This window comes from Bacillus cereus group sp. MYBK95-2 (genome assembly GCF_051915225.1).
GTDB classification, from domain to species: Bacteria; Bacillota; Bacilli; order Bacillales; family Bacillaceae_G; genus Bacillus_A; species Bacillus_A cereus.
In genome coordinates this window covers 102,519-116,513 of sequence record NZ_JBQAEH010000002.1, presented here as the reverse complement: position 1 = coordinate 116,513, position 13,995 = coordinate 102,519, and the positions used below count along the sequence as shown (strand labels likewise).

Sequence of the window (13,995 nt, the reverse complement as noted above, 5' to 3'; positions counted from 1 at the left end):
CTTTGCATCATAACTATTTTAGACCGAATTGATAAGAAGTACAAATGTTTTGTTCATAAAATAGTCAAATTTTCGATATTTATTACATATTAATTTATATTTTACGTGTAAAGTGAAACTTTAATCAGTGGGGTTTTGTTCATCGCCCACTGATTATTAGCTCTCACCAATCGGGCTTTTACGGGCAGCAGGGCCTCCACCTAACTTCTTTGCTTCCGTTGAATTTTGAGGTGAGTGTCTTACTGCCCGGCGAATAGCGGGATAAATATTTTCTTCAATAAAAAGAACATGTCCTAAAAATTAGAACATGCTCCCCTCATCCTGTACATTCAGTTTAATAATAACCGTTGTTCCCTTATCTTTTTCACTTTCAATTTTCCACTGTCCACCATGTATATGAACAATTTGTTTCACAATAGCAAGGCCTAAACCTGTTCCACCGTGTTGACGACTTCTCGCTTTATCAACTCGGTAAAAGCGTTCTCCAAGATTCTCCAAATGTTCTATATCAATACCAATTCCTGTATCTTTTATTTTTAATTCACAGTAATCATCGATTTGCTCTAAAGTTATAACGATATTTCCTTTTTGATTTGTATACCGTATCGCATTATCTAACACATTATGAAGCACTTGTTGCATACGATCCTCATCAATCATGACAATGACCTCTGGATTTAAATTGGTTGAAATATGAATTTCCTTTTCTATAAACTTAATCTCATACGTATCTAATACGTCTTCAATCAGCTGTGAAAAAACGATAGGTTGCTTCTTTAACGGAAAGTGCTCACCTTCTAATTGTGCTAAGTCTAACAAGTCATGAACGAGACGCTGCATACGACCTGCTTCTTTATGAATTAGCTGCGTTACTTTTTCCTGCTGCGGTCCCTTTGCAACACCATCTAAAATAGCCTCGCTATACCCTTTTATATAACTAAGTGGTGTTCTAAGTTCATGCGAAACATTTGCTAAAAATTCCTTACGCTTTACATCTTCTGTTTCTAATGAATTTGCCATTTTATTAAATGCTTTTCCTAATCGTCCAATTTCATCCTCTGAAGAAACTGTAATCCGCTCCGAAAAATCTCCCGTAGCCAAATGATTTGCAACCCGCTCCATTTGCGAAAGTGGCTTCGTAATTGCAATTATAATTTTCCTTCCAACCCATATCGTAATTAAAATCATAGCAATTGCTAACGGTGCTAAAATAAGACCCATATCATAGATTAAATCTTTTATACTTTTTAAAGGAATATACGAATAGACAATTCCGACTAATTTTTTATTTTCCAATACAGGGATGACAACCCCCATAATATTACGGTCAAAATGTTCTTCATATCCTATTTTTGTCACAGTTTTCCCGTCTAATAGCGTTTGCCTATCTCCTTCACTTATAAGAGAATGATGATGCACATCAAAAGGCAAACATGCACTTAAATCACGCGGATTAGACACGAAAATAACGTCTGAACTAGATATTTGATCAAACGATCTTACTTTCTCTTCAAAAGTTGATATTCCTTCACGCTTATCATATTGAGCAGCAAGACTTTTTCCTTCCATTACTAACGAAGCTTTTAAATTATCAACGTATAATTTTTCATACGAGTATAAAGATACGAAATAAAGAAAGGACACTGTTACACATACTGCACATACTACTGTAAGCCAAAGTTTTTGTACCATCGTAAACATACGTTACACCTCAAATTTATAGCCTACACCCCAAACAGTTTGAATGTAGTTTCCACTTTCTCCAAGCTTCAAGCGCATCGTTTTCACATGCGTATCTACCGTTCTTGTACTTCCGGCATAATCATATCCCCATACCTTTTCAAGTAATTGCTCCCGGCTAAATACTTGTCCTGTATGTTGGCAAAGAAAATATAATAAATCAAACTCTTTTACAGTAAGAGAAATCGGCTCACCACCCGCCTCTATTCGTCTACTTTTTTCATTGATAAGAATTGGTCCAAATTGAATCTCTTCTTGCTGTTCTTGCTTTGTATATCTTCTTAGCACAGCTTCCATACGGGCAACCAATTCACCAGGACTAAACGGTTTTACAATATAGTCATCTGCTCCCATACGTAAGCCGTTCACCCTATTCCACTCTTCACCTTTTGCCGTTAAAAATATAATCGGCACATCTGACGTTTTTCTAATTTCTTTACAAACTGAAAGTCCATCCATTTCTGGCATCATTATATCTAATACAACGAAATCATAATGATCCGTTTCTAGCTTTTTAAGAGCCTCTTTTCCATTCTCAGCTTCTCCCCACTCATATCCAAAGTTATCCAAATACATTCCAACAAGCTGTCTCATATCACTTTCATCATCTACAACTAGCACTCTATATTTATTCATTGTCCTTCCCTTCCCTCTCTATGAGTTGAAACGGTCCTTTTCCGACTTTAATTGTTTGTTTTATTTTCAAATTCTTCATATCTATAACGCACACTTCATCACTATCATAACTGGCTACATACCCTTCTGCTCCGCTCTCAAAAAATGCAAATGGATTCGACCCTACTTCTACAGAAGCTATTTCTTTATATGTGCTAATATCAAACTTTCTAAGTGTATTCGATCCATGACTGAGTGCATATACGTACTTACTATCCTTCGTTATATTCACAGGCATAAATGGAGCGTGTAAAGAACGCACCATTTCTCCACTCTGTAAAGAATACACTAACACTTTCTCATTTACTTGATTTCCATCACCATGTCCGCCAATCCATATTTCTTTCCCATCAGGACTAATCGTCGCTCCTGTTGATGCTGGCGGAATCATAAAGGATTGAATAACTTCTTTTTTCTTCGTATCAATTGTCGTTAGTTTCGTATCATAAAAGTTTAGTACAGATAACCGATTCTGATACTCTACCATCGTTATAGGCCCTTTTCCTGTTGAAACACTTCCTGTCTCTTTCCCATTTATCGTAAAGAATCTTACCTTTTGAACATTTTGATCAGCAGCAAATAATTGTTTTTTATCTGCTGATACCACCACATTTACAATGCCCTTTCCAGTTTTATATTTTCCCACTTGCCTTCCTTCCGCTAGTGAATATACATACATATATTCTAATTGCTTACCGTATACAAGTATTTCATCGCCATTTGGAAGCAGTGTGATTCCGGCCATTGGCTCATTTAGTTCCCATGTCGTAATTAACTTTTTATCTTTTTTATCAATAAAACTAATGCTGCCTTCTTTTATATTCGTAGTTATAATAACATTTTTATCTTTAGCAATTGGTGTATATGAACTTCCTTGACACCCTACTAGTAGAAATAAAAAACAGAGAAGAAAAACATACTTTCTCAAAAGATTCCCTCCATCTTCGGATGATTTCGTTATAATTGTAAAATAACAAATAAATGTGTGGAAAGTGTGAAATTTCCCTTTCTTACTCAATTTACATATATAATGTACAACAAATAGAATTTGAGGTGTGTCAATTATGCTATTTCCTGATTTAGCGAATAAAATTGTACGAGAAGTACGCAGACTAATTACAGAAAATATTATTATCATTAATATAGAAGGCGTTATTATCGCAAGTACAGATACAGAAAGAATTGGTCAATTTCATGAAGGTGCACTCCGCTGCGCCAAACAAAAGAAAACCGTCATCATTACAAAAGAAGATGAAAGGCGATTGCAAGGTGTAAAGGCTGGGATGAATCTTCCTTTATTATTTCATGATGAAGTAATTGGTGTCATTGGGATTACAGGAGAACCTGAAAATATTTCACGCTACGGAGAAATATTGCGTAAGATGACCGAATTATTAATTCATGAAAACTACTTTTTAGAGCAACTAGAACTTGAGCACCGTTCTTATGAAGCTTTTGTCTTTGATTGGCTTCAAAATACAGAGTGGTCCCCGAGTTTTCTTGATCGCGCCAAAACACTTGGCATTGATTTATATAAGAAAAAACAACTTATTTTGTTTTCTATTGGCAAAAATGACACGATGCTCCAGCGTAAAATATGGCAACACATACGTAATATTTTAACAAAAGAGCATCTATTTGTTCGTTGGGGAAATGATCGTTTTATTTTATTTACAGCAACGAGCTCAAAAGAGCAAACTTATCAATTTTTAAAACGGTTAAAACAAGACTGCGAAACTTTATTTTCTATTTCTTTATATATCGGGATTGGACAAACAGTTACCTCAAACAATATGAACATATGTTACGAACAAGCATTACGCGCTCTTTCTGTATCATTGGAAACGAAAAAAATTGTATTTAATGAAGATTTACGTTTAGAAATGTGTTTACAAGATATTTCTGCCGAAACGCGTGAACAATTTCTAGAGCGTACCATCGAAAACTTATTATCATTTCCTGAGCTTATACATACTTTGCGCTTATTTATCGATTATAACCAATCTTATAAACAGACGGCTAAACAATTACATATACACATTAACACATTACATTACAGGCTAAAAAAGATTGAAGAACATACAGGACTTGATCCAAAACAATTCAAAGACTTAAACGTTTTATACTTCGCACTCCTCCTATTAGATGATCATACAAAAAAGAACGATAAAACAGATTAATCTTTAGATGATTATACATAGAAAGAATCCCTCGACTTTTTTATCATTATAATGAAAGCACTGTTACCACGTTGTTTATTATAACTAAACACGTTAACAGTTTGAGGGGGATTTCCAATGTTAGAAAAACAAATTATTCATTCATTCGTATCTATTGTTGGCGAAGATAATGTAGATACATCCAATATGGGGCGTTTAACTTATAGTTATGATGCCACTCCAAACTTCCAAGCAATGCCTGATGCAGTCATTGCTCCTCGTAATACAAATGAAGTAGCTGAAGTATTAAAAGTATGTAACACTCACAAAATTCCTGTGTATGTGCGCGGGTCTGGAACAAATCTTTGCGCAGGAACATGTCCACTTGAAGGCGGTATCGTCCTTATTTTCCGCCATATGAACAATATTTTAGAAATTGATGAAGAAAACTTAACAATTACTGTACAAGCTGGTGTCATTACACTTGATATTATTAAAGCGGTAGAAGAAAAAGGTTTATTTTATCCACCAGATCCAAGCTCGATGAAAATTTCTACAATCGGCGGTAATATTAATGAAAACTCAGGTGGATTACGCGGTTTGAAATACGGCGTAACACGTGATTATGTAATGGGGCTTGAACTTGTCTTACCAAATGGCGATATTATTCGCACTGGTGGTAAATTAGCAAAAGATGTAGCTGGTTACGATTTAACTCGTTTATTTATCGGTTCTGAAGGAACACTTGGCGTGGTAACAGAAGCTATATTAAAACTTGTTCCTATGCCTGAAACAAAGAAAACAATGCTTGCACTATATGAAGATATTAATGAAGCTGCACGTGCTGTTTCTTCTATTATTGCAAATAAAATCATTCCAGCAACACTGGAGTTCTTAGACCAACCGACAATTGAAGTAGTAGAAGAGTTTGCGCAAATCGGTTTACCTACAGATGTAAAAGCAATTTTATTAATTGAACAAGACGGCCCTCCCGAAGTAGTCAATCGAGATATTGAAAACATGGCTAATGTTTGCCGCTCTATGAATGCAGTTGATGTTCGTATTGCAAAAGACGAAACAGAAGCAGATGCGCTTCGTACCGCTCGCCGTAGTGCTCTATCAGCGCTCGCACGATTAAAACCTACTACAATATTAGAAGATGCGACTGTACCACGTTCACAAATCGCTCCGATGGTTGAAGCTATTAATGCCATTGCAAAAAAATATAATATTCCTATTTGTACGTTTGGACACGCTGGTGATGGTAATTTACATCCAACTTGTATGACAGACGCTCGTAATGCAGAAGAAATGCACCGAGCTGAACAAGCTTTTGCTGAAATATTTGCGAAAGCAATTGAACTTGGTGGCACAATTACTGGTGAACATGGTGTTGGTGCAATGAAAGCTCCATATTTAGAAATGAAATTAGGTAAAGAAGGTATTGCAGCTATGCAAGGAATAAAGCAAGCTTTCGATCCAAATAACATTATGAATCCTGGAAAGATGTTCGCGAAAGACACTCGAAAAAGAGTGGTGGTTGAGCAATGACCACATTAAATAAAGAAAATATTCAAAAAGAATTTAAAGAACGATTAAGTGAAGATGAATTACTAAACTGTATGCGATGCGGTTTTTGTTTACCTACTTGTCCTACCTACATTCAATCCGGATATAAAGAGTCACATTCACCACGCGGACGTATCGCATTAATGAAAGCAGTCGTTGATGGTTTAATCGAACCAGATGAAGATGTTGAACATACATTAAACGTTTGTCTTGGTTGCCGTGCTTGTGAACCTGTTTGTCCATCTGGTGTAAATTATGGACATTTATTAGAAGAAGCTCGTGATATTATTAATCAAAATAAAAAATTCTCAGTGCCAGTGAAAGCTGTTCGAAAAGTCGTTTTTGAAGGACTATTCCCCCATCAAAATCGAATGAGAACATTAACTGGACTAATCGGATTTTATCAACGTTCTGGTTTACAAACGCTAACACATAAAACAGGGATTATGAAGTTATTCCCTGAAACACTTGCAACGATGGATCTCGTTTTACCAAAAGTCCCTAAAATGAAAGCCATGAAAGATCGTCCTTCATTTTTACCTGCAGAAAGCACAAAGAAAAAACAAGTTGCATTCTTCACAGGCTGCTTAATGGATACGATATTTTTAGAAACAAATAACGCAACGATGAAACTTCTTCAATTAGCTGGTTGTGATATCGTTATTCCAAAAACACAAAGTTGCTGCGGTGCATTGCATGGACATGCTGGTGAAAAGAGTGGAGCAAAAGAATTAGCAAAGCGAAATATAAAAGCATTCGAAGATTTAAACATCGACTATATTATTACGAATGCAGGTGGTTGCGGGGCTTATCTCGTAGACTATGATTATCTTTTAAAAGATGATCCGGATTGGGCTGAACGTGCTAAGCAGTTTGTTTCTAAAATTAAAGATATTACTGCTATACTAGTAGAACTAGACTTCCATAAGCGAACTGACTTACGACTCACGCCGCAAGTTATTACGTATCAAGACTCTTGTCATTTACGCAATGTTATGCGCACATCTTCTGAACCTCGTATGTTACTAGAGGCTATCCAAGGTGCAACATATCGAGAAATGAAAGATGCCGACCGCTGCTGTGGCTCTGCTGGTATTTACAATATTGTTCATTCAGAGTTATCAATGGAATTTCTAGATTACAAAATGGACCGTGTGCATGAAACAGAAGCAGCAACCATTGTTACTGCAAATCCAGGTTGTTTATTACAAATGAAATTGGGTATTGAGCGAGAAGGGCTTTCTCATAAAATGAGAGGAATTCACATTGTGGATTTATTATTAGAAGCAATTGAAACTAACTCGTAACATACGTAATAATAGGAAAACGGCTATCTCCTTCGTCTATGTAAAGAGATAGCCGCTTTTTTGTCTGCTACAACATTAAAAATATGTTACTTTATTATAAAAAAGAACAACAGAAACATTACAGTTTTGTAAAAATCAATCCATTATATTCCTCAAAAAAACGTTCAAACCATTGATACAATAGGATTCTTCATTTTCTATTTAGGTAACTTTATCCAAAAACCCCCTCTTAAAACCAAGTATAAAAACACTATAAATTCCTTTTATACTCTATATTTCTCTTATTTTTGCTCCCTTCTTCTCTTAGGATAAATTAGGTAATTTTAAAGTCTATGAATTTTTTTCCATCTTTTTTCTCGCAAATTGTATGCTACGATGAATTTGTCAGTCAGACAGGCTGTCAAAAACAAATCGTGTGAAAACAAATTAAAACTTTATATAGGGGGACACACATCATGAAAAAGCGTGTTTTATTATCTGTAGCTGCTGCAACAGCTCTTACTTTAGGAGTATCTTCTCTAGATGCAAAAGCTGCAACAGTACAACCATCTAACGTAAAGGTTCAAAATATTCAGCATTCAAAAGTAATGATGAAACAAATGAGCCAACAAGAATTACAAGCATTCTTAGAATCTATGGGAGTTGAATCATTAGCACAATGGCAACAAGGAAACTTCCAACCAAACTGCTTCATTCCTGGTCAACAACCTACTGAAAATGTTGTAACTGAGCAACCAACAGCTAAGCCAGAAACTCAAAAGCCAGTTGAGCAAAAACCTGCCGAGCAAAAGCCTGCTGAAGAAGTTCAAAAACCAGAAGCTCAAAAGCCTGCTGAAAACAACAATACTCAAAAACCTGCTGAACAAAAACCTGCTGAAGAAGCAAAATCTTTAAGCGAGTTTGAACAACGTGTTGTTGAATTAACAAACGCTGAGCGTGCAAAACAAGGCTTACCAGCACTAAAAATCGATACTGAATTAAGCAAAGTAGCACGTATTAAGTCTGAAGATATGCAAAAAAACAACTACTTTGATCATAACAGCCCTACATACGGGTCTCCGTTTGACATGATGAAGAAATTTGGTATTTCTTATACATCTGCAGGTGAAAACATCGCTCAAGGTCAACGTACACCTGAAGAAGTAGTACAAGCTTGGATGAACAGCGCTGGACACCGTGCAAACATCTTAAATAACGGCTTCACTCACATCGGTGTTGGTTATGTAGAAAGCGGCAACTACTGGACACAACAATTTATTACGAAGTAAATAGATTAAAAGAGTCTTCTCATAATGAGAAGACTCTTTTTTAAGTTTCATAGCTTTCTATTATGTATGAATAGAAAATATATAACATAAACAACATAGATCCACAGCTTATTACACTAAGCAATACATAAAATCCCCACTCTAAGTTCAAAAACAATGAAAACAATATGCCACATGCCATCACTTGAAAAATCCGTCTACTCACTAAACAAATTTTTTGTAATTTAATTGGATCTTTTTCTTTTTCTTTGCCTTTTATTTTCTTAAATTCTTTACTCAGCATAAAAAGAAACATACTAATCCCAATCGTTAATCCTGTTTGAAAGGATATCAAATCCCCAAAATTAATAAAGAGGATAAGCGTATGAATAAACAACATAAATAACGTAATTTTCTTTATAAATCCGCCTATAATACCATGCTCTCTTTCATTAAACTTAAATATATTATGTGAAATAATATACAAAAATCCATATGAAAAAATAATAAAACAGGGAATAAATGCTACAACGACTTGTTTACTCATAAACTCGTTTGGCTGACCATTTACATTCCAATGTACTGCCATACGATTTGGTAAATAGGGATAGAGAAATAGAGTAAGTAAAAGACAAGCGAAAAATATTCCCAGTACATACTTATATTTAATCAAGTGATTCTCACCTCTCTTTTCTCTTAACGGCTTCGCTTCTTTTAGAGAAATCCCTGCAAAAATCTACTTTTTTCAAGTTAAAACTTATACTTTACGCATTTTCTTTTTGAAATTCTTTTATTTTATTATTTAACCTTGTAGGAAACGGCACATCAACTTCAATCGCTTCTTTCGTAATTGGATGCAAGAAATGTATCTTCATCGCATGCAATGCTTGACTGGACATATATTTTGTTTGTCCACCATATAATACATCCCCAACTAATGGATTACCATTATGACTCATATGAACACGAATTTGATGTGTTCTACCCGTTTCTAATTGTAACGTTACGAAAGTCGTGTTTTGCTTCTTAAAATACTTTTCTACTTTATAATATGTGATAGCTTGGTCACCTTTTGGAGAAATACGACGCCTTGTAGCATGATGGCGATCCCTTCCGATAGCAGCATCAATCTTTCCTTGTTTCTTCTTTACTTTCCCTTCAACGAGCGCTGCGTACGTTCTTTTAATTTTTCTTTCCATTAATAAGCGATCCATAATTGAACCAGCAATTCTATGCTTAGCAAACACGACACCACCTGTCGTATCTTTATCTAAACGATGAATATGACGCACCTTCGTCTCTAAACCTTGCATTTGAAAATGAAAAGCAACAAGATTTGCAAGCGTCCCGGTTCCACCTTTTTCAGCAGGGTGTGTGTCCATTTGCTCTGGTTTATTTACGATAAGTACGTGATCATCTTCGTATACTACATGTAATTCACCATATTCTGGATCTACACCGTACTCTTCCTCCGCAAACATATGGACTTGTAACTTATCGTTCTCTTTTAAAAGCTCATTCCATCTTCTTTGTTCCCCGTTAACCGTAACACCTTTTTCCATACGAAGCTGATGTAATAGCTTTTTCGGTATTTCCCATTCTACTTTTAATACCGATTCAATACTTATACCATTCCATTTAGCTGGAACGGTAATTTCACACCATTCACCCTTTTTCTTTGTTTCCATACTGTTTATCACCTTATTTCTATTGATTCTCTCATTGTAACGGAAAACACACTTTGATGCACCGTCAAAAATAGAGGACAGTCTTATAATAGACTGCCCCTCAAGCTCTAAGTCTTTTCATTTCTAACAATACTTCTTCAGCTTTTTGTTCATACGATAAATCCTTAAAGAAATCCGCCAACCTTTTATAATCATTGTAAGCATCTAATAAATCGTCCATCTTTTCTATTTTCATCACTTGTTGTTTTTGTTTCATTTTTACTGGATAGCGATAACCTGATACTTCTTGTATTTTGTAATACTCATCCTCTACTTGAACGACCTTTACAAGTTCTTCCTCTTCTGCATCCATCGTATACCCGTCAAATTCTCTAAGTAGTTCATAAATGATATGAGTCCATTCATCTTTTGGATAAAATCCTTTTTCTAACCGATAACCGACAATGCGATACATATGCCCATCGTTCTCGGCAAACTGTACTGTATCATTTAACTTAAACTTAAAATAACGAAACATTGCCTTCACCTACTTATTATGTAATGTTCTTATCACATACTATTTGCAAAATGTAGGCTTTGCTATTCATAAAAAATGCTCATCATATTGATGAGCATTTTTTACGATGATTTTTCTCGTTTTTTTCGAAATGGTAACCACCAGTTCCAGTCTCCAAATAACTTCATTAAGCTTGGTACGAGCATAAGACGAATAATTGTTGCATCAAGAAATATTGCTAATGCAACGCCAAGACCCATCTGCTTTACTGGTAAAATATCAGTAAATGCGAATGCACCAGTTACAACAATCATTATTAAAGCAGCTGATGTAATGATTCTACTTGTTGAAACGAGCCCTTCTAACGTTGCTTGATCGTTATCTCCTGTTTCTTCATAGAGCTCATGAATACGTGAAATAAGAAATACTTCATAATCCATACTAAGCCCAAATACGAGGCCAAAAATGAAGATTGGTAAGACAAACAGAACCGGACTTGCTTCTAAGCCGAAATGACCACCTTCAAATAACCAAACAACAATTCCAATGGTTGCACTTAAACTAAGTATATTCATAACAATTGCCTTAATTGGAATGAGTATAGATCGGAATGCAAATAATAATATAACAAAGGTCGATCCAAATATAACAGACATACCAATTACAACTTTATCTTTAATTTCATCTTCTAATTCTTGTTGAAACGTCGTCATTCCGCCTAGATAATACGTAACATCCGTTTCTTTATAGTTCTTTTTAAAGTCACGTACCCACTGTTTTGCAGTCTCTGTACGTGGTTTTGTTTTCAAAAATATTTCTATCGTCGTCTTATTCCCTTGCGTGTATGCTTCAAATACAGGAGCTAGTTTCGCTGATTCTGGCGACTGCAACATTCCAACAACTTGATCTGCTTTCATTCCAGTTAACCCGTCGTATAAACTTCTTACTTCATGTACTTTCTTATCACCTTTTAACTTTTGAACGACTTCTTCTATCTTTTGTAGACTTTCTTTTTCTTTCATATCTTTTTTCGTCTCTACAACTAACGTAACATCAGCGTGTGTTTTGACAGTTTCATTAAATGCTTCTTCATACTTTTCATATGCAATCCTTGTATCACTCTTTTCAGGTAAAGCTTCAACACCAGGGAACTGCAAATTAGCTGTACGTAACGGTAATAAGCAAATAACAATAAATGTTGTAACAACAATAATCATTGCAATTGGATGTTTCATCACAAATTTTGCAAATTTACGCCATGCTTTTGCCGGCGTATGTGCTACTTGATTCTTTTTTAATATTCTTTTACCGATTAACGATAATAGTGCTGGAAGAAGTGTGAGTGAGAATAAAATACTCATAATGACAACAATCATTCCGCTAATCGCGACAGATTGAATATAATCTATCTTAAAGAAAAACAAACCGGATAACCCAACAAATACGCATAATCCTGAAAATACAATCGCACGTCCTGCCGTTTGATATGTAATTGCTATCGCTTCTTTTACCGTTCGTTTAGCAACTTCCTCTCGAAAACGGTTCACAAATAATAGCGCAAAATCAATAGATAATGCAAGTCCAATCATCGGTGCAACGTTTAACACGAAAATAGATAGTTCTTTATCAACACCGATGAAATACAATATACCCATCGTACTAATAACACTAAGCGCCCCATTCAAAATCGGTAAAATTGATGCCAAAAGACTACCAAACGAAAATAGTAATACAAGAAACGCAATTGGTAATCCAATCATCTCTGCTACTTTTAAATCATTTTGCGTTCTTTCATTAATCTCTTTATTAATTTTCGGAAACCCTGTAGGTGTTACTTTTAATGCTATATTACTTTCTTTCTCAATCTCATCAGCAAATTGTAATGTCTTTTCCATTCGTTCCTTATTTGTTTTCCCGGAAAATAAAATTGTCGCATAGCCGATGTCATCTTGTAGCATTTCTTTATTTTGGATTGGGTGATGGAAAGATTCATAGTTCTCTTTCTCTTGAACATTCTTTACAATTTCATTTATTCGCTTTTTAAATTCCTCATGCGAAGCATCTTTATTTTTCTCAAAAACGAGCAGCAGCGTATCTTGAGACTTCTTAAAATCTTTATCTAAAATTTCTTTCGTTTTTTGATAGTCGCCTTCGGTTTGGAAACCGTCACCACCTAATACTCCCGGTAGCTTTGGAGCAAAAATCCCAAGTGCGATTGCGAGCAACAGTAACGCTACAATTACTGTATAACGAAACTGATACAAAAAGGCTCCTAACTTCCCCCACTTATCAACTTTATGTACATTTGTCTTCACACATTTTCACCTACTTTACATAATTCAATTGTCACTTATACTGTATCACATCTTGATATAAACAAAAAACGTCTGGAAAAACTATAATAATAGTTTTTCCAGACGTTTTTCTATCTCTCTTTATTAAGCCCTAATCTCTCAGTAAGTAAACGATGGTAGTAAATCGCGATAATTAACAAAATACCACCTACGCAGTAACCAGCTAAAATATCAGTTGGGTAATGTACATTTAAAATGACTCTACTTAATCCAATCGATAGAATTACTATACCCATCAAAATCGTTGTGACACATTTCCCAGCTACGCTTTTCAAATTAGCAGCAATGATATAAGTAAGAAATCCAAATGTCATAATTGATAGCATTGCATGTCCACTAGGAAAACTATATCCAAGTGCATCTAGCGCTTCATTTAATGACGGACGTTCTCTCTTTACAATCTCTTTTATCCCTTTATTCACAAGATGTGTTACTAAAATTCCCATTGGATATACAATCATCGCAGCATAATAACGCTTCTTCCAAAAAACAAGCAAACTTATAACGAGCGTAGCGACTATCCCAATTGCTGATCCCAATTTTGTAAAGTACGAGAAAAATGTAAGAGAACTTTCCGTTTGTAGCCCTCTTACTAATCCACGGACATATGTATCCATCACTGTAACGCCACCTGCATGTACGCGCCAAGCAACAATACCAAATACAGCAAATAACAAACCGATACACATTACCTCATACTGATGTAACTTCTTCTTCAAACGATTTCCTCCTACTATGAAAAAATGCGATTTCTACTTTA

Annotated in this window: 12 protein-coding genes; 4 read left to right on the top strand and 8 right to left on the bottom strand. The window is 35.2% G+C overall.

Annotation, left to right across the window (positions count from 1 at the left end; genetic code table 11):
• Positions 1-300: 300 nt before the first annotated feature.
• Genes ACTFN4_RS07490 through ACTFN4_RS07480 form a run of 3 tightly spaced genes read right to left on the bottom strand, consistent with a single transcriptional unit; the run spans position 301 to position 3,343 of the window.
• On the bottom strand, positions 301-1,701 hold the full coding sequence (locus tag ACTFN4_RS07490) for a sensor histidine kinase (RefSeq protein WP_000494796.1): 1,401 nt from the start codon (positions 1,699-1,701) through the stop codon (positions 301-303).
• Between the two features lie 3 nt (positions 1,702-1,704).
• Positions 1,705-2,376: a response regulator transcription factor gene (locus tag ACTFN4_RS07485; protein ID WP_001046398.1), complete on the bottom strand. Its 672-nt coding sequence runs from the start codon at positions 2,374-2,376 to the stop codon at positions 1,705-1,707.
• A complete protein-coding gene (locus tag ACTFN4_RS07480) occupies positions 2,369-3,343 on the bottom strand; it encodes a YncE family protein (protein ID WP_001234154.1) in 975 nt (324 codons plus the stop codon). The genes ACTFN4_RS07485 and ACTFN4_RS07480 overlap by 8 nt, the downstream gene beginning before the upstream one ends.
• 136 nt (positions 3,344-3,479) lie before the next feature.
• Between ACTFN4_RS07480 and ACTFN4_RS07475 the strand changes: the two genes are divergently transcribed.
• The 4 genes from ACTFN4_RS07475 (at position 3,480) to ACTFN4_RS07460 (ending at position 8,718) form a co-directional block, all read left to right on the top strand.
• Complete coding sequence (locus tag ACTFN4_RS07475) at positions 3,480-4,595, top strand: CdaR family transcriptional regulator (RefSeq protein WP_000898641.1); 1,116 nt, start codon at positions 3,480-3,482, stop codon at positions 4,593-4,595.
• A gap of 117 nt (positions 4,596-4,712) precedes the next feature.
• Positions 4,713-6,125, top strand: a complete 1,413-nt coding sequence (gene glcD / locus ACTFN4_RS07470) for a glycolate oxidase subunit GlcD (RefSeq protein ID WP_000890755.1) — start codon at positions 4,713-4,715, stop codon at positions 6,123-6,125.
• A complete protein-coding gene (locus ACTFN4_RS07465) occupies positions 6,122-7,450 on the top strand; it encodes a (Fe-S)-binding protein (protein WP_439962197.1) in 1,329 nt (442 codons plus the stop codon). Before glcD ends, ACTFN4_RS07465 begins: the two co-directional genes overlap by 4 nt.
• Before the next feature lie 455 nt (positions 7,451-7,905).
• On the top strand, positions 7,906-8,718 hold the full coding sequence (locus ACTFN4_RS07460) for a CAP domain-containing protein (RefSeq protein WP_439962196.1): 813 nt from the start codon (positions 7,906-7,908) through the stop codon (positions 8,716-8,718).
• Between the two features lie 40 nt (positions 8,719-8,758).
• Here ACTFN4_RS07460 and ACTFN4_RS07455 read toward each other — a convergent pair whose 3' ends face one another.
• The 5 genes from ACTFN4_RS07455 to ACTFN4_RS07435 all read right to left on the bottom strand — a co-directional run bounded on the left by ACTFN4_RS07455 (position 8,759) and on the right by ACTFN4_RS07435 (position 13,954).
• Positions 8,759-9,370, bottom strand: coding sequence for a DUF1648 domain-containing protein (locus ACTFN4_RS07455; RefSeq protein ID WP_006917704.1), 612 nt, complete (start codon positions 9,368-9,370; stop codon positions 8,759-8,761).
• A 91-nt stretch (positions 9,371-9,461) separates the two neighbouring features.
• Positions 9,462-10,385 (bottom strand): RluA family pseudouridine synthase, encoded by a 924-nt coding sequence (locus ACTFN4_RS07450; protein ID WP_439962195.1) that lies wholly within the window; start codon positions 10,383-10,385, stop codon positions 9,462-9,464.
• Between the two features lie 100 nt (positions 10,386-10,485).
• Positions 10,486-10,902, bottom strand: coding sequence for a hypothetical protein (locus tag ACTFN4_RS07445; RefSeq protein WP_000490301.1), 417 nt, complete (start codon positions 10,900-10,902; stop codon positions 10,486-10,488).
• Positions 10,903-11,003: 101 nt separating this feature from the next.
• Complete coding sequence (locus ACTFN4_RS07440) at positions 11,004-13,196, bottom strand: MMPL family transporter (RefSeq protein WP_000856405.1); 2,193 nt, start codon at positions 13,194-13,196, stop codon at positions 11,004-11,006.
• A 110-nt stretch (positions 13,197-13,306) separates the two neighbouring features.
• Positions 13,307-13,954, bottom strand: coding sequence for a phosphatase PAP2 family protein (locus ACTFN4_RS07435; protein WP_000727797.1), 648 nt, complete (start codon positions 13,952-13,954; stop codon positions 13,307-13,309).
• Positions 13,955-13,995 lie beyond the last annotated feature (41 nt).

Bases quoted from the DNA above. Each gene is read 5' to 3' on its own strand.
- ACTFN4_RS07490 (WP_000494796.1), bottom strand. From the start codon at position 1,701: ATGTTTACGATGGTACAAAAACTTTGGCTTACAGTAGTATGTGCAGTA.
- ACTFN4_RS07485 (WP_001046398.1), bottom strand. From the start codon at position 2,376: ATGAATAAATATAGAGTGCTAGTTGTAGATGATGAAAGTGATATGAGA.
- ACTFN4_RS07475 (WP_000898641.1), top strand. From the start codon at position 3,480: ATGCTATTTCCTGATTTAGCGAATAAAATTGTACGAGAAGTACGCAGA.
- glcD (WP_000890755.1), top strand. From the start codon at position 4,713: ATGTTAGAAAAACAAATTATTCATTCATTCGTATCTATTGTTGGCGAA.
- ACTFN4_RS07465 (WP_439962197.1), top strand. From the start codon at position 6,122: ATGACCACATTAAATAAAGAAAATATTCAAAAAGAATTTAAAGAACGA.
- ACTFN4_RS07460 (WP_439962196.1), top strand. From the start codon at position 7,906: ATGAAAAAGCGTGTTTTATTATCTGTAGCTGCTGCAACAGCTCTTACT.
- ACTFN4_RS07450 (WP_439962195.1), bottom strand. From the start codon at position 10,385: ATGGAAACAAAGAAAAAGGGTGAATGGTGTGAAATTACCGTTCCAGCT.
- ACTFN4_RS07445 (WP_000490301.1), bottom strand. From the start codon at position 10,902: ATGTTTCGTTATTTTAAGTTTAAGTTAAATGATACAGTACAGTTTGCC.